The organism is Streptococcus sp. W151 (assembly GCF_053010205.1).
This window is the reverse complement of sequence record NZ_JBRKNT010000001.1, coordinates 898074-921413: the sequence shown is the minus strand read 5'-3', so window position 1 is coordinate 921413 and position 23340 is coordinate 898074. Positions and strand designations below refer to the sequence as shown.

General features: G+C 41.3%; 24 protein-coding genes and 1 pseudogene. 21 read left to right on the top strand and 4 right to left on the bottom strand.

Annotated elements, in window-relative coordinates; genetic code table 11:
- Positions 1-2 precede the first annotated feature (2 nt).
- From ACVC7Q_RS04450 to ACVC7Q_RS04420, 7 genes are all read left to right on the top strand, one after another.
- Positions 3-671 (top strand): YggS family pyridoxal phosphate-dependent enzyme, encoded by a 669-nt coding sequence (locus ACVC7Q_RS04450; RefSeq protein WP_447264988.1) that lies wholly within the window; start codon positions 3-5, stop codon positions 669-671.
- Between the two features lie 9 nt (positions 672-680).
- Entirely contained in the window at positions 681-1316 is a 636-nt protein-coding gene (locus ACVC7Q_RS04445) for a cell division protein SepF (protein WP_447264987.1), read from the top strand.
- A gap of 1 nt (position 1317) precedes the next feature.
- Positions 1318-1581, top strand: a complete 264-nt coding sequence (locus ACVC7Q_RS04440) for a YggT family protein (RefSeq protein ID WP_447264986.1) — start codon at positions 1318-1320, stop codon at positions 1579-1581.
- 6 nt (positions 1582-1587) lie between these two features.
- Positions 1588-2379 (top strand): YlmH family RNA-binding protein, encoded by a 792-nt coding sequence (locus ACVC7Q_RS04435; protein ID WP_447264985.1) that lies wholly within the window; start codon positions 1588-1590, stop codon positions 2377-2379.
- Positions 2380-2388: 9 nt separating this feature from the next.
- Positions 2389-3216 (top strand): DivIVA domain-containing protein, encoded by an 828-nt coding sequence (locus ACVC7Q_RS04430; protein WP_447264984.1) that lies wholly within the window; start codon positions 2389-2391, stop codon positions 3214-3216.
- A gap of 254 nt (positions 3217-3470) precedes the next feature.
- On the top strand, positions 3471-6263 hold the full coding sequence (gene ileS, locus ACVC7Q_RS04425) for an isoleucine--tRNA ligase (RefSeq protein WP_447264983.1): 2793 nt from the start codon (positions 3471-3473) through the stop codon (positions 6261-6263).
- A gap of 60 nt (positions 6264-6323) precedes the next feature.
- Entirely contained in the window at positions 6324-6758 is a 435-nt protein-coding gene (locus ACVC7Q_RS04420) for a GNAT family N-acetyltransferase (RefSeq protein WP_447264982.1), read from the top strand.
- An 81-nt stretch (positions 6759-6839) separates the two neighbouring features.
- On the opposite strand, the gene ACVC7Q_RS04415 is transcribed toward ACVC7Q_RS04420, so the two are convergent.
- The 3 genes from ACVC7Q_RS04415 to ACVC7Q_RS04405 all read right to left on the bottom strand — a co-directional run bounded on the left by ACVC7Q_RS04415 (position 6840) and on the right by ACVC7Q_RS04405 (position 10028).
- Positions 6840-7142: a DUF1827 family protein gene (locus tag ACVC7Q_RS04415; RefSeq protein ID WP_302693027.1), complete on the bottom strand. Its 303-nt coding sequence runs from the start codon at positions 7140-7142 to the stop codon at positions 6840-6842.
- A gap of 67 nt (positions 7143-7209) precedes the next feature.
- Positions 7210-7659 carry an NUDIX hydrolase gene (locus ACVC7Q_RS04410; protein ID WP_049514229.1) on the bottom strand — a complete coding sequence of 150 codons (450 nt, stop codon included), beginning with the start codon at positions 7657-7659 and terminating at the stop codon, positions 7210-7212.
- A 110-nt stretch (positions 7660-7769) separates the two neighbouring features.
- Positions 7770-10028 carry an AAA family ATPase gene (locus tag ACVC7Q_RS04405; protein ID WP_447264981.1) on the bottom strand — a complete coding sequence of 753 codons (2259 nt, stop codon included), beginning with the start codon at positions 10026-10028 and terminating at the stop codon, positions 7770-7772.
- Positions 10029-10278: 250 nt separating this feature from the next.
- On the opposite strand from ACVC7Q_RS04405, the gene ACVC7Q_RS04400 reads away from it, so the two are divergent.
- The 9 genes from ACVC7Q_RS04400 to ACVC7Q_RS04360 all read left to right on the top strand — a co-directional run bounded on the left by ACVC7Q_RS04400 (position 10279) and on the right by ACVC7Q_RS04360 (position 19267).
- Positions 10279-10509 carry a DUF1797 family protein gene (locus ACVC7Q_RS04400; RefSeq protein WP_003005989.1) on the top strand — a complete coding sequence of 77 codons (231 nt, stop codon included), beginning with the start codon at positions 10279-10281 and terminating at the stop codon, positions 10507-10509.
- Between the two features lie 165 nt (positions 10510-10674).
- Entirely contained in the window at positions 10675-11529 is an 855-nt protein-coding gene (locus tag ACVC7Q_RS04395; protein ID WP_447264980.1) for a bifunctional methylenetetrahydrofolate dehydrogenase/methenyltetrahydrofolate cyclohydrolase, read from the top strand.
- Between the two features lie 13 nt (positions 11530-11542).
- Positions 11543-12316, top strand: coding sequence for an HAD-IIB family hydrolase (locus ACVC7Q_RS04390; RefSeq protein ID WP_447264979.1), 774 nt, complete (start codon positions 11543-11545; stop codon positions 12314-12316).
- Between the two features lie 52 nt (positions 12317-12368).
- Positions 12369-13247, top strand: coding sequence for an NAD(P)H-hydrate dehydratase (locus ACVC7Q_RS04385; RefSeq protein ID WP_447264978.1), 879 nt, complete (start codon positions 12369-12371; stop codon positions 13245-13247).
- Between the two features lie 27 nt (positions 13248-13274).
- Positions 13275-14264 (top strand): LacI family DNA-binding transcriptional regulator, encoded by a 990-nt coding sequence (locus ACVC7Q_RS04380; protein ID WP_447264977.1) that lies wholly within the window; start codon positions 13275-13277, stop codon positions 14262-14264.
- A gap of 160 nt (positions 14265-14424) precedes the next feature.
- Positions 14425-15342: an ABC transporter permease gene (locus tag ACVC7Q_RS04375; protein ID WP_447264976.1), complete on the top strand. Its 918-nt coding sequence runs from the start codon at positions 14425-14427 to the stop codon at positions 15340-15342.
- Positions 15343-15351: 9 nt separating this feature from the next.
- Positions 15352-16242: a carbohydrate ABC transporter permease gene (locus ACVC7Q_RS04370; protein WP_447264975.1), complete on the top strand. Its 891-nt coding sequence runs from the start codon at positions 15352-15354 to the stop codon at positions 16240-16242.
- A 34-nt stretch (positions 16243-16276) separates the two neighbouring features.
- On the top strand, positions 16277-17896 hold the full coding sequence (locus tag ACVC7Q_RS04365) for an ABC transporter substrate-binding protein (RefSeq protein ID WP_447264974.1): 1620 nt from the start codon (positions 16277-16279) through the stop codon (positions 17894-17896).
- 9 nt (positions 17897-17905) lie between these two features.
- Complete coding sequence (locus ACVC7Q_RS04360) at positions 17906-19267, top strand: glycoside hydrolase family 32 protein (RefSeq protein WP_447264973.1); 1362 nt, start codon at positions 17906-17908, stop codon at positions 19265-19267.
- Between the two features lie 67 nt (positions 19268-19334).
- Here ACVC7Q_RS04360 and ACVC7Q_RS04355 read toward each other — a convergent pair.
- Positions 19335-19478, bottom strand: a pseudogene (locus tag ACVC7Q_RS04355) (2-hydroxycarboxylate transporter family protein); the annotation flags it as partial.
- 218 nt (positions 19479-19696) lie between these two features.
- Between ACVC7Q_RS04355 and xseA the strand changes: the two are divergent.
- Genes xseA through ACVC7Q_RS04330 form a run of 5 tightly spaced genes read left to right on the top strand, consistent with a single transcriptional unit; the run spans position 19697 to position 23334 of the window.
- Positions 19697-21037 (top strand): exodeoxyribonuclease VII large subunit, encoded by a 1341-nt coding sequence (xseA, locus tag ACVC7Q_RS04350; RefSeq protein WP_447264972.1) that lies wholly within the window; start codon positions 19697-19699, stop codon positions 21035-21037.
- Entirely contained in the window at positions 21015-21227 is a 213-nt protein-coding gene (locus ACVC7Q_RS04345; protein WP_447264971.1) for an exodeoxyribonuclease VII small subunit, read from the top strand. Before xseA ends, ACVC7Q_RS04345 begins: the two co-directional genes overlap by 23 nt.
- The gene (locus ACVC7Q_RS04340; RefSeq protein WP_447264970.1) at positions 21224-22099 is read left to right on the top strand and encodes a polyprenyl synthetase family protein; all 876 of its coding nucleotides are present in this window, start codon (positions 21224-21226) and stop codon (positions 22097-22099) included. Before ACVC7Q_RS04345 ends, ACVC7Q_RS04340 begins: the two co-directional genes overlap by 4 nt.
- The gene (locus tag ACVC7Q_RS04335; protein ID WP_049503544.1) at positions 22092-22910 is read left to right on the top strand and encodes a TlyA family RNA methyltransferase; all 819 of its coding nucleotides are present in this window, start codon (positions 22092-22094) and stop codon (positions 22908-22910) included. Before ACVC7Q_RS04340 ends, ACVC7Q_RS04335 begins: the two co-directional genes overlap by 8 nt.
- Positions 22900-23334 (top strand): arginine repressor, encoded by a 435-nt coding sequence (locus ACVC7Q_RS04330; protein ID WP_003012247.1) that lies wholly within the window; start codon positions 22900-22902, stop codon positions 23332-23334. Before ACVC7Q_RS04335 ends, ACVC7Q_RS04330 begins: the two co-directional genes overlap by 11 nt.
- Positions 23335-23340 lie beyond the last annotated feature (6 nt).

The following is a 23340-nucleotide window of genomic DNA, read 5'->3' as shown; positions in this document are numbered from 1 at the left end:
TCATGAATCTGGTAGAGAATGCTGATCTTGTACGGCAACAAGTAGAAACAGCAAGAAACAAAGCTAACCGTCAAGATCAAGTTAATGTGATAGCTGTTACCAAGTATGTAGATGTTGCAACAACAGAAGCACTAGTGAAAACAGGTATCCAACATATTGGTGAAAATCGTGTTGATAAATTCCTAGAAAAGTATCAAGCTCTAAAAGACTATGATCTCACTTGGCACTTGATTGGGAGCCTCCAACGGCGGAAAGTAAAAGACGTGATTAATCTCGTCGATTACTTTCATGCCTTGGATTCAGTGAAGCTAGCTCAAGAAATTCAAAAGCGAGCAGAACACCCAATCAAGTGTTTCCTCCAAGTGAACATTTCTGGTGAAGAAAGTAAGCATGGATTTGCACCCGATGAACTGGATGATGTTTTAGCGGAAATCGCACAGCTGGACAAAATTGAAATTGTTGGTTTAATGACGATGGCTCCTTTTGAGGCTAGTCAAGAAGAGTTGCAGGATATTTTTTCAAAAACTCACCAACTTCAGAAACAACTAGAAAAGAAACAATTAAAAAATATGCCTTTTTCAGAACTAAGTATGGGTATGAGTCGTGACTTTGAAGTAGCCGTTGCGAACGGAGCGACTTATGTTAGAATTGGGACATCATTTTTTAAATAGGAAAGAACTATGTCATTAAAAGATAAATTTAACAACTTTATTGACTACTTCACAGAAGACGGTGAAGAAGTAGAAGTTAGCGAGGCAAAAGCAGCTGGTGCAGAAACACAACCAGTTCCACAGCCACAGCCAACTTCTCAAGTGACTTCTTCACGTCCACAGATTAGTCAAAAAGAACCGGTAAAACCAAAACCAAAACCGACTCCTGTCGCACCTGTTACAACTCCTGTATCTACAGTAGCTGTGAAAGAATCTGTGTCTACAACGAAAAATACATCTGAAAATATCACTCGCTTGCATGAACGTCAACGTGAATTGGCTGCTAATCGTGCAAATACAGATGAAAAGATTACCATTGATGTACGCTATCCCCGTAAATACGAGGAAGCGACTGAAATTGTCGATCTATTACTATCTAATGAGAGTATCTTGATTGACTTCCAATATATGACAGAGGTACAAGCCCGTCGTTGTTTGGATTATTTGGATGGGGCTCGTTATGTTTTGGCAGGAAATCTTCGCCGTGTTGCAAGTACCATGTACTTGTTGACTCCAATTAATGTAGTCGTTAATGTGGAAGATATTCGCCTTCCAAATGATGTGGAAGTGACAGAATTCGACTATGATATGAAACGTAATCGCTAAGATGATTATCTTTCAATATCTTTCAAATATCATTCAAATCTATTCCATCATTCTTGTCATCTATGCCTTACTTTCTTGGTTCCCTGGGGCACCTCAGAGTACTCTTGGACAAATGGTTCACCGCCTAGTTGAACCATTTTTGAGCCTTTTTAGAAAGCTACCTTTGCAGGTTGGAGGCTTGGATTTTACGGTTCTTGTAGCACTTTTGGTCTTGAACCTAATGAATCAGCTATTAGCTCGGTTCTTTCTATTTTTGATTGGTTAGAATACGATGGGACAGAAAGAGATTTATCAACATTTCAATCGCGAAGATCACGAATTTATTGATCGTTGTATTGAATTGTCAGAAAGAGTAATTGAACGCTATTCTGTTGAAGTGACGGGTTTTTTAAACCCTCATCAGGTCGCTATTTTACGAAATGTTGCGGCTAGCTATCAATTACAGGTCTTTGCTTCCAGTGATGAGCAGAAAATGGAGTATGCCAAGGTCATTGTGGCTCCGGATTATTATCAATTGGATCCAAGTGACTTTGATCTGACCTTAATAGAGATGGTCTATGCTTCCAAATTTCATCACTTGACCCATTCCCAGGTTCTGGGGACCATTGTTCACCAATTAGGAGTGGAGCGCAAGTCTTTTGGAGATATTCTAACGAGTGAAGGAAAGATCCAAGTATTTGTTGAACAGCGTTTTGTTCCCTATTTCATGGATCACATCCAGATAATTTCTCGTGTCCCTGTTAAGCTTAGGGAAGTTCCTCTATCTGAACAGATTGTTATAGAGGAAGAAAGCCAGCAGCGAGATATTCTCGTGTCAAGTTTTCGGTTAGACAAGGTGATTGCTGGAACCTTCAGGCTCTCGCGCTCACAAGCCAGTCAGTTGATTAGTTCTGGCTTGGTGAAAGTTAATTATGCGACAACTTCCAATGTTAGCTATACTGTAAGTTTGAATGATTTAGTCAGTGTTCGACGCTTTGGGCGTCTTAAAATTGTTTCTGAAAATGGTATTTCAAAGAGTGGAAAATATAAAGTAACTGTTGAAGTACTCTTAAGTAAAAAATGAGGAGGAGTTATGGCTCTTACTGCTTTAGAAATTAAAGATAAAACTTTTGGCGTTAAATTTAGAGGGTATGATGCGAACGAAGTAGAAGAATTTCTAGATATCGTTGTTCGCGATTATGAAGATCTTGTTCGTTTAAATCATGATCAAGAAGCAAAAATTCAAGCTCTTGAAGAACGCTTAAACTATTTTGATGAAATGAAAGATTCATTGAGTCAATCTGTTTTGATTGCACAAGATACTGCTGAACGTGTAAAACAAGCAGCTAACGAACGTTCTGAAAATATTGTTCGTCAAGCTGAACAAGATGCACAACATTTAGTAGATGAAGCAAAACAAAAAGCAAATGAAATCCTTCGTCATGCAACGGATAACGCCAAGAAGGTTGCCGTTGAAACAGAGGAGTTGAAGAACAAGACACGCGTCTTCCATCAACGTTTGAAATCAACAATCGAAAGCCAATTGAGCATTATCGATACGCCTGAATGGGATGAAATTCTTCGCCCAACAGCTATGTATATTCAAACAAGTGATGAAGCTTTCCGTGAAATTGTTGAGAAAGCTTTGGGTGAATCTGTTCACCATCATCATGCAGAAGATGAGAACATTGATTTGACTCGTCAATTCTCTCCAGCTGAAATCGAAGAATTGCAAAAACGCATTGAAGCAGCTAACTTAGAATTGGGTGCGACACAAGCGTTTGAAGGTTTGAATGAAAAAGTTCAATCCGCTTTAGAAGAAGCAGAGCACGCTCGTTATGAAAATGAGGAAGTTGTTGCGGTTGAAGAAACTGTTCAACCTGAAGATAATACAAATCGTGAATCTGTCAATATTTTATAATTTTGTAAAAACAGGTCCATTAATGATAGGTCTAGCGAGCAGATGATGGTGGAAGATCTGAACTCCCTCTTAATGGATGATCCTTTTACAGTATTCGTTCTGAATCATTGAGTAAGAACGAACGTTTCCCTCGTTACGGGATGAGAGGAGAAAGTCGCTTGCGACTTCTCGAACAAAGGTGGTACCACGAGCAATCGTCCTTTTTAGGATGCTCGTGTTTTTTTTATAGCTTTTTAAATCAATAAGGAGACACAATGAAACTTAAAGAAACATTGAATCTTGGGAAAACAGCCTTTCCAATGCGGGCTGGTCTTCCAACGAAAGAACCTGTTTGGCAAAAAGAATGGGAAGATGCAAAATTGTATCAACGCCGTCAAGAGTTGAATGAAGGAAAACCGCATTTTACACTTCATGATGGCCCTCCATATGCTAACGGAAACATTCACGTAGGGCATGCCATGAACAAGATTTCAAAAGATATCATTGTTCGTTCTAAGTCTATGTCAGGATTTTACGCCCCTTATATCCCAGGTTGGGATACCCATGGTTTGCCAATTGAGCAAGTCTTGGCGAAACAAGGTGTGAAACGCAAAGAAATGGACTTGGTTGAGTACTTGAAACTCTGCCGTGAATACGCTCTTTCTCAAGTAGATAAACAACGCGAAGACTTCAAACGCTTAGGTGTTTCTGGGGACTGGAAAAATCCTTATGTCACCTTGACGCCTGACTATGAAGCAGCACAAATTCGTGTCTTCGGTGAAATGGCTAATAAAGGCTATATCTACCGCGGAGCGAAGCCAGTTTACTGGTCTTGGTCTTCTGAATCAGCCCTTGCTGAAGCAGAGATTGAATACCATGATTTGGTATCAACTTCTCTATACTATGCTAACAAAGTTAAAGATGGCAAAGGTATTCTAGATACAGACACTTACATCGTTGTCTGGACAACAACTCCATTTACTGTTACAGCTTCTCGCGGTTTGACTGTTGGTGCAGAGTTTGATTATGTCGTAGTGAAACCTGCTGGATCTGATCGTAAATATGTCGTAGCATCTGAGCTTTTGTCAAGCCTTTCTGAAAAATTTGGTTGGGAAAATGTTGAAGTCCTTGCTACTTACCAAGGGAAAGAATTGAACCATATTATCACAGAGCACCCATGGGATACGGAAGTTGATGAATTGGTGATCCTTGGTGAGCATGTAACCCTTGATTCAGGTACCGGTATCGTCCATACGGCTCCTGGTTTTGGTGAGGATGACTACAATGTAGGGATTGCAAATGGTCTCGAAGTAGCCGTTACGGTTAACGAACGCGGTATTATGATGGAGAATGCTGGACCTGACTTTGCAGGTCAGTTCTATGACAAGGTTGTTCCAACTGTTATTGAAAAACTTGGTGATTTGCTTCTTGCTCAAGAAGAAATCTCTCACTCCTACCCATTTGACTGGCGGACGAAAAAACCAATCATCTGGCGTGCCGTGCCACAATGGTTTGCTTCTGTATCAAAATTCCGCCAAGAAATCTTGGATGAAATTGAAAAAGTAAAATTCCACTCAGAATGGGGGAAAGTCCGTCTTTACAACATGATTCGTGACCGTGGTGACTGGGTCATCTCTCGTCAACGTGCATGGGGAGTTCCACTTCCAATCTTCTACGCTGAAGATGGTACACCAATCATGACAGCTGAAACCATCGAACATGTAGCGCAACTCTTTGAAGAGCACGGATCAATCGTTTGGTGGGAACGTGATGCCAAAGACCTCTTGCCAGAAGGATTTACCCATCCAGGTTCACCAAATGGTGAGTTCAAAAAAGAAACAGATATCATGGACGTCTGGTTCGACTCAGGTTCATCATGGAATGGGGTCGTGGTTAACCGTCCAGAACTCAAATACCCAGCAGATCTTTACCTAGAAGGTTCAGACCAATACCGTGGTTGGTTCAACTCATCACTCATCACATCTGTGGCGAACCATGGCGTAGCGCCTTATAAACAAATCTTGTCACAAGGTTTCGCCTTGGATGGTAAAGGTGAGAAGATGTCTAAATCTCTTGGGAATACCATTGCTCCAAGCGATGTTGAAAAGCAATTTGGTGCTGAAATCTTGCGTCTCTGGGTGACTAGTGTAGACTCAAGCAACGATGTGCGTATCTCAATGGATATCTTGAGTCAAGTCTCTGAAACTTATCGTAAGATCCGTAACACGCTTCGTTTCTTGATTGCTAACACATCTGACTTTAACCCAGCTGAGGATGCAGTCGCTTACGAAGAACTTCGTTCTGTTGATAAGTACATGACCATCCGCTTTAACCAACTTGTTAAGACGATTCGTGACGCTTATGCAAACTTCGAATTCTTGACGATTTATAAGGCTTTGGTTAACTTTATCAATGTTGATCTGTCAGCCTTCTACCTTGATTTTGCAAAAGATGTTGTCTACATCGAAGGTGCGAAATCTCTTGAACGCCGTCAGATGCAAACTGTCTTCTATGATATTTTGGTGAAAATCACTAAACTCTTGACGCCAATTCTTCCTCACACTGCTGAAGAAATCTGGTCATACCTTGAGTTTGAAGCAGAGGATTTTGTTCAATTATCAGAATTGCCAGAAGCAGAAACGTTTGTCAACCAAGAAGAAATCTTGGAAACTTGGTCAGCCTTCATGGACTTCCGTGGTCAAGCTCAAAAAGCCTTGGAAGAAGCACGTAATGAAAAAGTGATTGGTAAATCACTAGAAGCTCACTTGACAGTTTATCCAAATGAAGTGGTGAAAACACTTCTTGGAGCTGTTGATAGCAATGTCGCTCAACTCTTGATTGTTTCTGAGTTGACCATTGCAGAAGGACCAGCCCCAGAAGGTGCAGTGGCCTTCGAAGATGTTGCCTTCACTGTTGAACGTGCAGCTGGTGAAGTTTGTGACCGTTGCCGTCGTATCGATCCATCAACTGCAGAACGCCACTACCACGCAACCATCTGTGATCACTGTGCAAGCATTGTCGAAGAGAACTTTGCGGACGCAGTCGCAGAAGGATTTGAAGCAAAATAATAAGAAGTGAAAAATCGCAGGGAGAGAGTCTCCTTGCGACTTTTCAATAAAGAGGAAGTTATGTGGTACCAGAAAGAATTTAAGGAACTAGAACTGAAAGAGTTTTACGAGATCGTTCAGCTGCGATTAGAGACCTTTGTCGTGGAACAAACTAGGATCTACAATGATCTCGATGATGTTGATTATCGATCTATCCATCTTTTTCATCAAAATAGGGAAGGACGTGTGGATGCTTATGCTCGCATATTCGCAACGGGACTGACGATTCATTTTGGCAGAGTGGCTGTTTCCAAAGGTAGACGTGGTCAAGGACTGGGAAAAGACATGGTAGAGCAGATTTTGGACCTGTGTGAACAGAGATTTCCTGGACGGACCATTGAAATTGAGGCTCAAGAACAGGTGGTGGGCTTGTATGAAAAATTAGGTTTTCAAACGGTGAGCGAGCCCTTTATCTTGGCTTCTACCCCTCACGTAAAAATGATCTTTCAGAAATAAAGAATCCTTTCATCTCATAATCGAGGTGAAAGGATTTTTTTTGGAAAAAGATACCAAAGAAAAAAGCAAGGCAAATTGGCCTTACTTAGTAATTGGAAAGGAAATTTCGATTAGTTTATCAGAGTAGAGGGTTTTAATAGCGGATTGGTCAATGTTTTGAAGATCAATCTTACGTTTTAAAAAGAACTCACGAATTAATTCTACTTCAGTTTCACGAATAGCACGGTGTTTGTTACTGATCAATAATTCATAGTGAGTTGGGGCTTGTGTAAAAATAACATCAGTATTGCCCGCGGAATAAACCTCGACAAGCAAGGCGTCAGTGCTGGCAAGTTGGCTCTTGACCAGTGCAGCATGACTATTGGTGGTATTAATAAGCTTCATATGAGTTCCTCCTGACCTCTATCTTCATTTATTATAGCACTTTTTTTTATTTTGTGAAAGAAGTCCTTTAGTTTTTATGGGCAATTTTCCACTGTTCAATGCCCCATTTATGGCTGCCTCGTTTCAGTTTTTCAATCGCTTCCTCTACTGGGAACCAAGAGAGATTGTTAAAATCTTCCAGTGGTTTTTGAGTTTCTGTGTAGTCGACAACTTCATAAATATAGGCAGGATTGTAGTAGTAGGTATCCCGGTGGCTAGAATAAAAATACTCGTCTGCTTGGCCATAGTATTGCCCTAAAATAGCGGTAAAGCCTAATTCTTCGATCAGTTCCCGTTTCAGAGCTTGCAAGTGATCTTCACCCGCCTCGATTTCCCCGCCAGGTAAGAACCAAGCCCCATTTGGAGCTTGAACGAGGATGATCTGATCCTGGTCCTTATTGGGAATAACAGCGTAGACACCGTATCGGTTCACATACGCAACATCTTGTTTCTTTTCACCAAAACTTGGAATGGTCATGGTTTTCTCTTTTCTTATTTTTTCATCATTATATCATATTTTTTATCAAAAATCTGGAGGAACAAAAGAAAGAGACTGGATTTTCCAGTCTCTGAATGTACATTTACTGATTATGATTCTGAAGTCTGTTCAACTGGTTTGTGAGCAGACTTGATAGAGATTTTCCCATTGCTGGTCATGACGGCTTTGAGTTGTTTTTCACTTGGATGTTCCAGGTAATAATCGGTAATAGCATCTTCGATATGGTCTTGGATAGTACGACGGAGTGGGCGGGCCCCCATTTTTGGATCGTATCCCAGATCGACCAATTTTTCTTTCACCTTCTCTGTCACGTCCAGATGAATCTCATTTTGTGCGAGACGTTGATTGACTTCATCGAGCATGAGGGTAACGATTTGAAGTAAGTTTTCTTTTGATAGAGGTTGGAATTCAATGATGCCATCAAAACGGTTCATGAATTCGGGGCTAAAGAAGTTACCGAGTTCTCCAAGTACAGAGTTGGTGCGTCCTTCTCGAGCCGCTCCAAAACCAACATTGGCCTCAGCTTTGCCGGTTCCAGCATTAGAGGTCATGATGATAATGGTATCTTTAAAGCTGACCGTACGGCCTTGACCATCTGTCAGACGGCCATCATCCAAGACTTGCAGGAACATGTGCATGACGTCTGGATGGGCTTTTTCAACTTCATCTAGCAAAACGAGAGAGTATGGATTGCGGCGGACCTTTTCAGTTAGTTGTCCAGCTTCATCGTAGCCCACATAGCCCGGAGGAGCTCCGACTAGTTTCGCTACGCTGTGTTTTTCCATGTATTCGCTCATATCAAAGCGGATCATATTGTCTGCAGAACCAAAGAGTTCAATCGCCAATTGTTTAGACAATTCGGTCTTCCCGACACCGGTTGGTCCGACAAAAAGGAAGCTTCCGATTGGACGATTTGGCGATCCTAGGCCGACACGATTGCGTCGAATGGCTTTCGCAATTTTATCCACTGCATCATCTTGACCGATCACATGGGCTTTCAAATCAGAAGCCAGATTGATCAATTGAGACTGTTCCTTTTCTTTCAAATCACCAACAGGAATATTGGTCTTTTGTTCAACGATGTGCTCAATGGTTTTTTCGCTGATGACAGGAGTCTCCTGATTTGTGACATGTTGCCCTTGCATTTCCTTGTATTTCGCGATTTGGTCACGGAAGTAGGCTGCTTTTTCAAAGTCTTCTTCGCGGGTTGCTTGAGCTTTGAGGTTTTCAGCTTCAATCAAGCGCTGATCGATAACTTTTGGATCCACAAAGTTCAGAGTCAGGTTCATTTTAGACCCGGCTTCATCCAACAAATCAATGGCCTTGTCTGGTAGAAAGCGATCTTGGATGTAGCGGTTTGAAAGAATAGCTGCCGCTTCGATGGCCCCGTCTGTATAGTGAACGTGGTGGTAGTCTTCGTATTTTTTCTGGATGCCTTTGAGGATGGTGATGGTTTCTTCAACCGTTGGTTCATCGACCTTAACGGGTTGCATCCGACGTTCCAAGGCCGCATCTTTTTCAATAATGCGGTATTCATTGAGGGTAGTAGCACCGACCAATTGGAGTTCACCGCGCGCTAAGGCTGGTTTGAGGATATTTCCAGCGTCCATATTGCCTTCGCCAGCAGATCCTGCGCCAACAATTTCATGGATTTCGTCGATGAAAAGAATCACATCTTCACGTTGACGAATTTCATCCATTAATTTTTGCATGCGTTCTTCGAATTGACCACGAATACCTGTGCCTTGAACGAGGCTGACGACGTCTAGGCGGATGACTTCTTTTCCTTGCAATTTATGAGGAACGTCTCCATCGACGATTTTTTGGGCCAAGCCTTCCACAACGGCAGTTTTTCCGACCCCAGGTTCTCCGATCAGAACCGGATTGTTCTTGGTTCGACGGTTGAGAATTTCGATGACACGGATAATTTCTTCATCACGGCCGATGACAGGGTCAATATCCCCTTTGCGGGCAATTTCTGTGACATTGATGCCGAACTCTTCTAACAGTCCTTTAGGCTTTTGAGGGCGAGCTTGACGTGGGTCTTGACCGCCACCACGGTTATTGTTTTGACCGTAGCCGCCACCTCCATAGCTTCCTCCAGATTGAGTTGGAGGTGTTTGAGGTTCTTGCGGACTTTGGAAGTTTCCAAGGTTATTGAAAAAATCTTCGAAAGGGTCTCCGGTGAGTTGACTCCGTTGGGTCATACCTTTCAAGAAGCTGTTATTTGGGTCCGTTTTCATAATTTTATAGCAATTTTGACAGAGGTCTACTTGCTGCTGACGTCCATTTACATTTGTATATAAATGGATGGTTGATTCATTTATTTTACAATTTTGACAAAGCATATACATACCTCACAGTAGGGTTTTGATGGTTTTCCATCAAGAGACGAGCGCTATTTCTGAAAGGTCAAAAATAGTCAAAGTTTTTATAATTTCATTATATCAGTATTCTAGAAGTTTGCAAGAATTTGCTACGAAATGTCGCTTAGGAATACTGAAGAAAGCAAATCAATGGAAAAATGTGAATTTTTATTGGAAGAGCTTTCTCTTTTATGATAAAATAGGAGAGTAGAAAGTAAAGAGGAGAAATAAAATGGAATCACATTTAGTACGGATTATCAACCGTTTGGAGACGATGACAAAAGACGGTGGAAACTTAAAACGTAATTTTGAACGTGACGGTGTTGTTGTCGCTGAAGTAGCCTACAACCACAATGAAGAAGAAGGTTCAACCTTTACACTTCGTGATGTTGAAGCGCGTGAAACCTATACTTTTGACAGCATTGATTTAATTGCAATGGAAATTTATGAATTGCTTTACTAAGCAACTGAGTGGATGAGTTTGGGGTGGTCTCAAGCTCATTTTTTGTCCATCTGGCTATAGTTTGCGTCTATAAGAAATTCTAAATAGGAACAGTTAGGTTTGAGACTTGAAATCTGCTATAATAGAGAGGACTATTTTCATTACTTGACTAGAAAGAGAATTGACATGACGACAATCATTGATGGGAAGGCGCTCGCTACAAAATTACAGGGTGAGATTGCAGAGAAAACAGTACGATTAAAAGAAGAGACAGGGGTTGTACCTGGCCTTGTTGTAATCGTGGTAGGAGATAATCCAGCCAGCAAGATTTATGTAAGAAATAAAGAGCGTTCTGCTATTGCGGCAGGCTTTCGCAGTGAAGTGAGACAACTTCCTGAAAATATCAGCCAAGATGAATTATTAGAAGTGATCGAACACTACAATCAAGATCCTCTTTGGCATGGAATCTTAGTGCAGTTGCCACTGCCTAAGCATATCGATGCGGATGCGGTTCTTTTAGCGATTGATCCGACCAAGGATGTGGATGGCTTTCATCCATTGAATATGGGGCGTTTATGGGCTGGAAATCCTATTATGGTGCCATCGACGCCTGCTGGGATCATGGAGATGTTTAAAGAATATGGGATTGATCTAGAAGGGAAGCGTGCAGTCGTGATTGGTCGTTCCAATATCGTTGGAAAACCCATGGCGCAGTTGCTCCTCGCCAAAAATGCCACGGTAACCTTGACCCATTCCCGGACCCATCATCTGCCTAAAATCGCTAAAAGAGCGGATATCCTGGTTGTGGCGATCGGTCGTGCAAAATTTGTAACAGCAGACTTCGTGAAAGAAGGCGCAGTCGTCATTGACGTCGGGATGAATCGCGATGAGAATGGCAAATTGTGTGGGGATGTCGATTTTGACTCCGTTGCCCCTTTGGCCAGTCATATTACTCCGGTACCAGGAGGGGTTGGTCCTATGACCGTTACCATGTTGATGGAGCAGACCTACGAAGCAGCTGTTCGTACCTTAAAAAAATGAAAGTGTGAGCGAGATGAAGTTTGTCTTTGATTTAGATGGAACCTTGTCATTCGATGGTGTTACAATCGATGATGAAATTAAACAGGTCTTATTGAGAGCAGAAGAATTTGGTCATGAAGTCGCCTTTGCTTCTGCACGTTCTTATCGGGATTGCTTAGGCCTTTTAGGGGAGCAACTGAGCCATCAACTCGTGATTGGCTTAAATGGTGGGCTAGCTTATCGTCAGGGGCAACTGGTTTATGAGGATCAATTGGACAAGGATGTATATCGAGAAGTCCTTGGTTTTTGTCGCCATTACAATCTACCATTTTTTGTGGACGATACCTTTGATTATAGTGGTCAGATTTTGGAAAAGATTCCTTTTATTGCGAATGTGGATCCCCTCAAAAAAGCCCAGTATCGTTCTTTAGAGGACCTGACGAACCCGATTAAGATTGTGATCTATATGGGGGGCCATGAGGAATTGGTAGATGAGATCATCGAGCGAATTGAACAGACCAATAAGGCCCACATTCGTTATCATGCTCATGAAAAATGTATCTATCTCAATCCAGCAAACACTCATAAAGCGACAACAGTCGAAGAACTCTGTGGAGAAAATTTCGTGGCTTTTGGTAATGATCAAAACGATATTGAGCTCTTTGAAAAAGCTATTTATGCAGTTCAAATTGGCGATTTTCCATCCCTTCGGCCTTATGCTGATGATCAATTAGTGGCCAAGCAAAATCATCCACAAGCTGTTGCTGCTAAGATCTTGCAAGTCTTCGCAGAATTTAGAGGAAAATAAAAGAAGGAGGGGGAGTCGTGGCTTCTCCTTTTTCGCTAGAAATGAGGAAGGTATGAAAAGAGTTCAGAAAGAAGAGATCCAGCGCGTCATTGTGAAGCGCCCAATGACGTCATATAAGGGAGATTTTGGTCGTCTGCTCCTGATTGGAGGAACCTATCCCTATGGGGGAGCCATCATTATGGCAGCGATCGCTGCGGTTCATAGTGGGGCGGGGTTAGTCACTGTTGCAACAGATCCTGACAATCTGATGGCCCTTCATAGCCATCTTCCTGAAGCCATGGGCTTTGATCTAGCGGATCATGAACTCCTTTGTGAGCAATTGCAAAAAGCTAGCGTGATTTTAGTAGGGCCGGGCTTAAAGGAATCTAATGAAAACCAAGGAGTCTTACAAATGATTTTTGAGCAGGTCTCTAGGCATCAGGTTCTGATTTTAGATGGAGGTGCTATTAGTCTTTTTGCAACCTCTCAATTTGACTTGCCAGAAGCTCAGTTGGTCTTTACCCCTCATCAAAAAGAATGGGAAAAACTATCGGGACTTGATCTAGCAAGCCAGACAGAAGAAAAGAGCCAAAGAGCAGTACAGAACTTTCCTGAAGGGACTGTCATAGTAGAAAAGGGGCCTCACACACGAATTTGGACAAGTGGGCAAGAAGTGGGCTATCAGCTAGATGTTGGTGGTCCCTACCAAGCAACAGGTGGCATGGGGGATACCTTGGCAGGAATGATCGCGGGGTTTGCAGGTCAATTTCCACAGGTTGGACTCTATGAGCGCGTGGCAGTCGCGACCTACCTTCATTCAGCGATTGCTGAAGACTTGAGCAAGGAGGCTTATGTGGTTTTACCAACAACCATCAGCAAAGAAATTCCCAAGTGGATGAAGAAGTGGAGTGACAATTTAAACGAAAATGTTGAAAATGAAACGTTTTCATGATAGTATTTAAGAAAAGGAGGTGAAAAAATGAAAGAAAAGAAAAAATCCATTACCATGAAGGATGTTGCTTTAGAAGCTGGTGTCAGTGTTGGAACAGTTTCACGAGTTATTAACAAAGAACAAGGGATAAAAGAAGTTACCCTGAAGAAGGTTCAACAGGCCATTGAAAAATTATCATATGTTCCGGATCATTATGCGAGAGGAATGAAAAAAAATCGCACGGAGACAATAGCTTTAATCCTTCCCACCATTTGGCATCCCTTCTTTTCTGAATTTGCAATGTTTGTAGAACGAGAAGTTTCTCGACGAGGGAATAAGTTATTGGTTTCTTCTGTAGATGGTCTGAGCAAGGAACAAGAAGTACTCAGTATGCTACGACAAAATAAGGTAGATGGGATTGTTGCCATCACCTATAATCCGATTGAGGATTATATGAGTGTTGGTATTCCCTTTGTTAGTGTGGACCGGATTTACCCTGGTTTAGAGATTCCATGTGTTACTTCTGACAATGAGGCAGGAGGAAGAGAAGCAGCACGCCAATTAATAAACAAGGGTTGTCAACACATTGCTTTTGTTGGAAATCATAATGATACATTTAATGAAACGAAGAAAAGACGTCAATCATTTGAAAACTATGCTAAATCTTGTGAGCATCCATATAGCTTATTTGACTGGGATGAATCGGACTCAAATTTTCGTGGAGAACTGACAAAATTTTTAAAAGAAAACGTTCAAATCGATGGGATTTTTGCGATTAATGATTTTACAGCCTTGGATGCAATTGAAATCTTAGGTGAATTAAAACGAAGTGTTCCAAAAGATGTCCAAGTCATTGGTTATGACGGTATTCGGATGGCGCGGGATCGTAATTATATTATTTCTACAATTAAGCAACCTTTGGAAGAAATGGCAAAAGTAGCAGTCTCAGCTTTATTTAATATGATTGAGAGCAAACCGGTAGTTTTACAGACTATTTTACCAATTACGTATGTAGATGGAAAAACAACAAAAAAATAAAAAATAAGCTTGACAGAAAACGGTTACAATGATAAAATAAAATCAGTTAAAGCGATATTTTATTTTTTTAACAAAAAATTGAAACGTTTCATTTTTAGAATAGCTTGCCTATTCTTTAAAATACTCATATTTTTGAAACGTTTCAAAAAGGAGGAGAGCCATGAATAGTGGTGTGAAACAAGTTTCCCTTATAGAACGCATTAGAAAGCAGAAGTTGTTATTACTAATGTTGGTTCCAGGTTTAGTCTTAACCTTTATATTTAAATATATCCCCATGTATGGTGTATTGATTGCATTTAAAGACTATAATCCGTTAAAAGGAATAATGGGGAGTCAATGGATTGGATTTACTGAATTTACTAAATTTCTTTCCTCACCGAACTTTGGAATCCTATTAAACAATACTTTAAAATTGAGTATTTATGGATTACTTCTAGGTTTCTTGCCTCCTATCATTCTTTCGATTATGTTGAACCAATTGTTGAGTGAGAAAGCAAAGAAACGGATTCAATTGATCTTATATGCACCAAACTTCATCTCAGTTGTCGTGATTGTCGGGATGATCTTTCTCTTCTTTTCTGTTGGAGGTCCGATAAATAACTTCTTATCAATGTTTGGAATAAAGGCAAACTTTTTAACCGATCCGGATTTCTTCCGTCCACTTTACATTTTGAGTGGTATTTGGCAAGGAATGGGTTGGGCTTCAACCCTGTATACAGCGACCCTAGTCAATGTAGATCCAGCCTTGGTAGAAGCAGCAAAATTGGATGGCGCAAACATTTTCCAACGGATTTGGCATATTGATCTTCCTGCTCTTCGACCAATTATGGTGATTCAATTCGTCTTGGCAGCTGGAGGCATTATGAATGTCGGGTATGAAAAAGCCTTCTTGATGCAAACCTCATTGAACCTACCAGCATCTGAAATTATATCAACCTACGTTTATAAAGTCGGTTTGGTTTCAGGGAATTACTCGTATTCAACAGCAGTTGGCTTATTCAATGCCTTGATTAATGTCATCCTACTTGTTGCGGTAAACCAAGTGGTGAAACGAATGAATAATGGAGAAGGAATCTAAGGAGATGCTATGAAAGACTCAGCTATGTATACACAATTTGATAGAAGAATGCTTCTATTGAATAAAATTATTATTGGTTTTATTGTTTTAATTACATTGGTTCCAATGCTCTATATCTTGGTTGCTTCCTTTATGGATCCGAAAGCTCTAGTCAGTAAGGGAATTAGTTTTAATCCTTCAGATTGGACAGTGGAGGGCTATCAAAGGGTCTTCAGTGACAAATCCATTCTTCGGGGATTCTTAAATTCCTTACTTTATTCCTTTGGATTTGCCTTTCTTACGGTAATGGTTTCAGTATTTACTGCTTATCCGCTTGCTAAGAAAGACCTTGTTGGAAGAAGATGGATTAATTATTTCCTTATTTTCACGATGTTCTTTGGAGGTGGACTTGTTCCAACTTATCTTTTGGTCAAAGACTTAGGGATGATTAACACACCTTGGGCCATTATTATCCCAGGAGCCGTAAACGTATGGAACATCATTTTAGCTCGTGCGTATTTCCAAGGTTTACCAGAAGAATTAGTAGAAGCAGCTGTTATTGATGGAGCAAATGACTTACAAATTTTCTTCAAAATTATGTTGCCGTTGGCTAAACCAATTATGTTTGTTCTATTCCTTTATGCTTTTGTTGGCCAATGGAATTCATATTTCGATGCCATGATCTATATTAAAGATCCAAATCTAGAGCCTTTGCAACTTGTATTGAGAAAGATCTTGATTCAAAGCACACCTGCAAAGGATATGATTGGAGCTCAAGCTGCAATGAATGAAATGAAACGCTTGGCCGAAATGATTAAATACGCAACAATCGTTATTTCAAGTTTACCATTGATTGTAATGTACCCATTCTTCCAAAAATACTTTGATAAAGGAATTATGGCTGGTTCACTTAAAGGATAATTAAAAATATATAAATAATAAAAGGAGTTCAATTATGAATAAAAAAATTGTAACAAAAGGAATGTTGGTATTGGGGGCAAGCCTCGCTGTTCTTGCTGGATGTGGCTCAAAAAATGAAGCCTCTAGCCCAGACTATGAATTAAAAAATGTCAAATTCCCATTGAAGGATACGAAAACATTAAAATTCATGACGAGTAGTTCTACCTTAGCACCAAAAGATCCAAATGAAAAATTAATTTTGAAACGTTTGGAAAAAGAAACAGGCGTGCATATTGATTGGACAAACTACCAATCTGATTTTGCTGAAAAACGGAATTTGGATATTTCATCTGGAGATTTACCAGATGCTATTCATAATGATAATGCTTCAGATGTAGATTTGATGAACTGGGCTAAAAAAGGCGTGATTGTCCCAGTAGAAGATTTGATTGATAAATACATGCCTAATTTGAAGAAAGTTTTAGATGAAAAGCCTGAATACAAAGCTATGATGACAGCACCGGATGGACACATTTATTCATTCCCGTGGATTGAAGAATTGGGTCAAGGTAAAGAATCGATCCATAGCGTCAATGATATGGCTTGGATTAACAAAGAATGGTTGGATAAATTAGGTCTTAAAATGCCTCAAACAACAGACGAGTTAGTTGATGTCCTAGAAGCATTTAAAACAAAAGATCCAAACGGCAATGGTAAAGCAGATGAAATTCCGATTTCTTTCGTAAATGGTGCAGGAAACGAAGACTTTAAACTCTTGTTTGGTGCCTTTGGAGCAGGGGATAATGATGATCACCTTGTTGTAGGAAATGACGGGAAAGTGGACTTCACAGCAGATAATGATGACTACAAAGAAGCAATTAAATTTATGCGCAAATTGCAAGAAAAAGGTCTCATTGACAAAGAAGCTTTTGAACAAGATTGGAACACCTATCTTGCAAAAGGAAGTGAAAATAAATACGGTGTTTACTTTACTTGGGATAAGGCGAATGTTACCGGCGCAAACGATAAATACGATGTTTTGCCAGTGCTAGCAGGACCAAGTGGTAAGAAACATGTAGCACGTACGAATGGTATGGGATTCTCACGTGACCGTATGGTCATCACAAGTGCAAATAAAAACTTGGAATTGACTGCTAAATGGATCGATGCTCAATATGCTCCGCTTCAATCAGTTCAAAACAACTGGGGAACATATGGAGATAAGAAACAACAAAATATCTTCGAATTTGACAAGGCTTCAAATAGCTTGAAGCACTTGCCGCTAAACGGAACTTCTCCAGCAGAATTGCGTCAAAAGACAGAAGTTGGTGGACCACTTGCAATCTTGGATTCCTACTATGGAAAAGTTACAACGATGCCGGATGATGCTAAATGGCGTTTAGATCTTTTAAAAGAAACTTATGTTCCATACATGGATAACGACAACATTTATCCACGTGTCTTTATGAAGGAAGAAGATTTGGATAAGATTGCTCAAGTGGAAGCTGATATGAATGACTATATCTATCGCAAACGTGCAGAGTGGATTGTCAATGGTAAAATCGATCAAGAGTGGGATAGCTATAAGAAAGAATTGGAAAAATATGGTCTATCAGATTGGTTAGCAATTAAGCAAAAATACTATGATGAATACAAAAAGAGTGCCAAAAATTAGGATAATGTTATGAAATATTCAGTAGAAAATGCCAATCAATATGTAAAGGAACGAATGTCGGATGTTGATCAAACCTACAAACCGGACCACCATGTGACAGCTCCGATTGGTTGGATTAATGATCCAAATGGATTTGTCTATTTCCGAGGCGAGTACCATTTGTTTTACCAGTACTATCCATATGATAGTGTCTGGGGACCAATGCATTGGGGACATGCAAAAAGCAAGGACTTGGTCAACTGGGAACATCTCCCAGTTGCCTTAGCTCCTGATCAGGAATACGATCGCAATGGTTGTTTCTCTGGTTCTGCTATTGTGAAGGATGATCAACTTTGGCTCATGTATACTGGTCACATTGAGGAAGAAGATGGTGTACGCCAGGTTCAAAATATGGCTTATTCAGAGGATGGGATTCATTTCACAAAAATCAAGCAAAATCCAGTTGCGACAGGCGAAATGTTACCAGAAGAAGTTTCTTTCCGAGATTTTCGTGATCCAAAAGTGTTTGAAAAAGATGGGCGTTACTATTCAGTGGTTGCGAGTCAACACAAGGATAAGGTCGGTTGCATTGTATTACTGGGCTCTGATGATTTAGTTGATTGGCATTTTGAATCCATTTTCCTTAAGGGGGAAGCACATCAAGGACATGTATTTGAGTGTCCAGACTTCTTTGAACTAGATGGGAAAGAGTGCTTGATTGTTTCACCTATGCGATATGAAAGAGAGGGTGATTCTTTCCACAATATCAACTCTTCTGTATTATTTACAGGGAAAGTAGATTGGGATAGCAAGCAATTTATCCCAGATTCAGTCGAAGAAATTGATCATGGTCAGGACTTTTATGCTCCACAGACCTTGGTGGATGATCAAGGAAGACGGATTATGGTAGCTTGGATGCAAATGTGGGGGCGCAATATTCCTTCTCACGAATTGGGTCATAAATGGGCAGGAGCTATGACATTGCCAAGACAATTAGAGTTAATAGATGGAAAACTCTACCAACGAATTCTTCCGTCAACAGAAACTGCAATGACACCTGTCTATTTAAATGAACCAATAAGAGGATTTTCACGCTTTCAGGTTGAAGTCATTGAAGGAGTGCATTACCAACTTGGAACAACAGAAGATTTCTTATCTTTTGGATATGACGCTGATGCTGAGGAAGTCTATATTGATCGTAGTCACTTAAAACAAGCAATTTCAGGTGAAGAAACAATCTCAACATCTCGTCGTTTTGTTTCCTGTCGAGCTGAGAAATTGGATGTCGTCTTTGATTGTAACTCCATAGAGATTTTTGTAAATGATGGTCGTGAAGTATTGTCTGCAACTTATTACCTAACAGGTGAAAAGTATTTAACAAACGTTTCTTAGATATTTGAAGCTTTACAAAAACCTCCTAAAGAACAAAAAGACAAGTCGCAGGACTTGTCTTTTTGTTTTAGGATAGGATGGAAGCGAGGAGTCCTCCAAGAATGAGGATGATAGCCCCGCTCAGTCGGTTGGCCATTTGGGCGAAGGCGATCATTTCCATTCGATCAGATGCAGAGAGAACGGCGATATTTCCAGTTCCTCCCATAGAGTTAATGAAGGGGAGCCCCAGACGCTTCTTAGCTCCTTTATTGAGCAGTTAGAGAAGTGTGAAAAATAAGGAAGCTGGTCTAAAACAGACAAGTAGAAACTAGCTTGAATAAAATGAGGCTTGTAGAGAAAGGAAATTCATGATTTCGCTTTGTCTGCCAGCCTTTTTTGGTGTTTTTTGGTATAATTAAACTTGATCATATTCTGCAGAAAGGAGTTCCTATGTCCAACTATTTATCCGTATCAAGTTTGACCAAATACCTCAAGTTAAAATTTGATAAGGACCCCTATTTGGAGCGGGTCTATTTGACAGGCCAGGTCTCGAATTTTCGGAGGCGTCCCAATCACCAGTATTTCTCTCTAAAGGATGAAAAGGCTGTGATTCAGGTGACTGTTTGGGCTGGGATCTATAAGAGTTTTGGCTTTGAGCTAGAAGAAGGCATGAAAATCAATGTCATTGGTCGGATCCAACTCTATGAGCCAAGTGGGAGTTATTCCATTGTCATCGAAAAGGCGGAGCCAGATGGGGTAGGGGCCTTAGCCATCCAATTTGAGCAACTCAAGAAAAAGCTGACCGAAGAAGGGCTTTTTCAGGATCGGTGGAAGCAAGCTTTGCCACAATTCCCAAGAAAGATCGGGGTGGTCACTAGTCAAAGTGGGGCCGTGATTCGCGATATTATCACAACGGTGAGCCGTCGTTTTCCTGGTGTGGACATCGTGCTCTACCCGACCAAGGTCCAGGGAGAAGGCGCTGCAAGTGAGGTGGTTGCTAATATCCAGAAGGCCAATGCTCGGACGGACCTAGATGTCTTGATCATCGGTCGTGGGGGTGGTTCGATTGAAGACCTCTGGGCCTTTAATGAAGAGCCGGTTGTGCGGGCTATTTTTGAGTCTAGAATTCCCATTATTTCCAGTGTGGGACATGAGACAGACACGACTCTAGCAGATTTTGTAGCGGACCGACGAGCCGCTACTCCGACAGCAGCAGCTGAATTAGCTACTCCGGTGACGAAATTAGATCTCTTGTCGCATTTACAAAAGCAGGAGAATCGCATGGCAACAGCCATGTCCAATCGTTTGGCCTATAATCGTGAACGTTTGGCCAAATTAAGTCAATCGGTTATTTTTAGACAGCCCGAGAGACTCTATGATGGCTACCTGCAAAAGATTGACCAGTTGCAATTGCGATTGAAGCAAGGGATGCGCGAAGTTTATGGACAAGGGGACAATCAGCTACAAGGTCTGCGTCATCGCTTAGAAGCTATGTCTCCTTTGCATCGTATCGAGCGTTATCAAGACCGTGTTCTCCAAGATAAGAGGATCTTAACCAGTCGAATGGAACAAGTCCTAAAAGAGCAAAAGGTCAAGGTGCAAGGTTTATCAGAAGCCCTCTTGATGCTGGATACCAGTCGGATTATTGCGCGTGGTTATGCCATGGTCAAGCAAGACGATCAGGTCTTGGATTCGGTTGCGAAAGTAAAAGAAGGAGACCCGCTGTCACTCATTATGAGAGATGGCCAGTTAGAAGTAGAGGTAAAACATGTCGAAAGAAAAGAAATTTGAAGAAAATTTAGCAGATTTGGAAGCCATCGTTCAAAAATTGGAGAGTGGGGATGTGGCTCTTGAAGAAGCCATTACAGAATTCCAAAAAGGAATGAAGTTGTCAAAAGAATTGCAAGATACCTTGGATCAAGCAGAGAAAACCTTGGTTAAAGTCATGCAAGCAGATGGTACTGAAGTGGATCTAGCATGAGACAAGAAGAAAAACGACATAGAGTAGAGCAAGCGGTTCGCTCTTTTTATGAGGAAAAATCCATCGCCCCCCATTTAGTGGACTCGGTCCTTTATTCGATCCAAGCAGGTGGAAAACGCCTGCGCCCCTTGCTTCTTCTAGAATTGTTAGAAGCCTTCGGACAGGAATTGACAGAAGCCCATTTTCAGGTGGCAGGGGCTCTGGAAATGATCCACACAGGAAGCCTCATACACGATGATCTACCAGCTATGGACAATGACGATTATCGTCGGGGGCAATTGACCAATCATAAGAAATTTGGAGAAGATTTGGCAATTTTAGCAGGGGATGCGCTTTTTCTCGATCCTTTTGGGCTGATAGCTGCGAGTGACCTTTCAGATGCGGTCAAGGTCTCTTTGATCCTTGAATTGTCAGATGCTTCTGGTAGTCGCGGAATGGTAGCTGGCCAAGTCCTTGACATGGAAGGGGAGCACAAGCAGCTCACGCTAGCAGAATTGCAGACGATCCATGCCAATAAGACGGGACGACTCCTTTCTTATCCATTCATCGCAGCAACCTCGATTTTAGAGTTGCAAGCAGACATTGGTCAGCTTCTAGAAACAATTGGGAAAAAATTAGGCCTGGCTTTTCAAGTGCGGGATGATATTTTGGATTTGGTAGCTGATTTTGAAGCTCTGGGTAAGACTCCTCAAAAGGACTTAGTGGCAGAAAAATCAACCTATCCAGCCCTCTTGGGATTGGAAGAATCAAAAGCTTTGCTGGCAAGTGAATTAGATGCTTGCGAGTATTTGTTAGATCAGATTACAGTTGCTTGCGACTTTGATCCGCAAGCGATCAAGAAATTAATAGAAGGATTACGAATAGATGGCTAAGGAAAGAGTAGATGTATTAGCCTACAAACAAGGCCTATTTGACACCCGCGAACAAGCCAAAAGAGGGGTGATGGCCGGCCTCGTAGTTGCCGTTATCAATGGCGAGCGCTTCGATAAACCGGGGGAAAAAATTGATGAAGCAACCGAGTTGAAATTAAAGGGTGAAAAGCTCAAATATGTCAGCCGGGGCGGTCTTAAATTAGAAAAAGCACTGAACCAATTTGGTTTATCTGTAGAGGGTAAAATTACGATTGATATTGGAGCTTCTACAGGTGGCTTTACAGATGTCATGCTGCAAAACGGAGCCAGCCAGGTCTTTTCGGTGGATGTCGGGACCAATCAGTTGGCCTGGAAATTGCGCAATGATCCTCGGGTGGTCTCGATGGAGCAGTTCAATTTCCGCTATGCCGAGCCAGATGATTTTGAAGCGACACCGAGCTTTGCGAGTATCGATGTCAGCTTTATTTCCTTGGACTTGATTCTGCCAGCCCTTCACCGGATTTTGGCAGAAAATGGACAAGTCGTGGCCTTGGTGAAACCTCAGTTTGAGGCAGGACGCGAGCAGATCGGGAAAAATGGGATCATTAAGGATCCTAAGATTCATTTAGCCGTTCTTGAAAAGGTCGCTGCTTTTGCAGGGACACATGGCTTTGCGGTAATGGGAGTAGATTATTCCCCTATCCAAGGAGGCCATGGCAACATCGAATTTTTGATGTATCTAGAAAAAAAAGAAGAGAAAACAAAGCCAACTACAGAGCAGCTGGAGGCTGTTGTGGAGCTGGCACACAAGGAATTTAAACATGAAGAGTAAGAATATTAGATTAGAAAAAATTCGCCGCTTCATTCGCGATCATGAAGTGGGGACGCAAGAAGAGATCGTCGAACATTTGAAAGAAGAAGGCATCTCAGCAACCCAAGCGACGGTGTCACGGGATATCAAAGAATTGGGCATCGTAAAACGCCCTCTAAAAGACATGACCTATGTCTATGAATTGCCGCGTAAGCACCACCAAGGGATCGGGATGATCGAAAGCAATATCTTGTCTCATCGTCGGATGGGAGAATATGTCAATTTCACCATGGTTCCAGGTACGGCTCCTTTAGTCAAACGTCGCTTGCGAGAGATTTATAAGGATCATATCTTTAGTATTGTTGCAGATGATGATACAATCTTGCTGATCGCCTATTCAGCTCCAGAAGCAGAGAATATCCTCAAATCAATCTTTGGGTGGTAAGAGCCT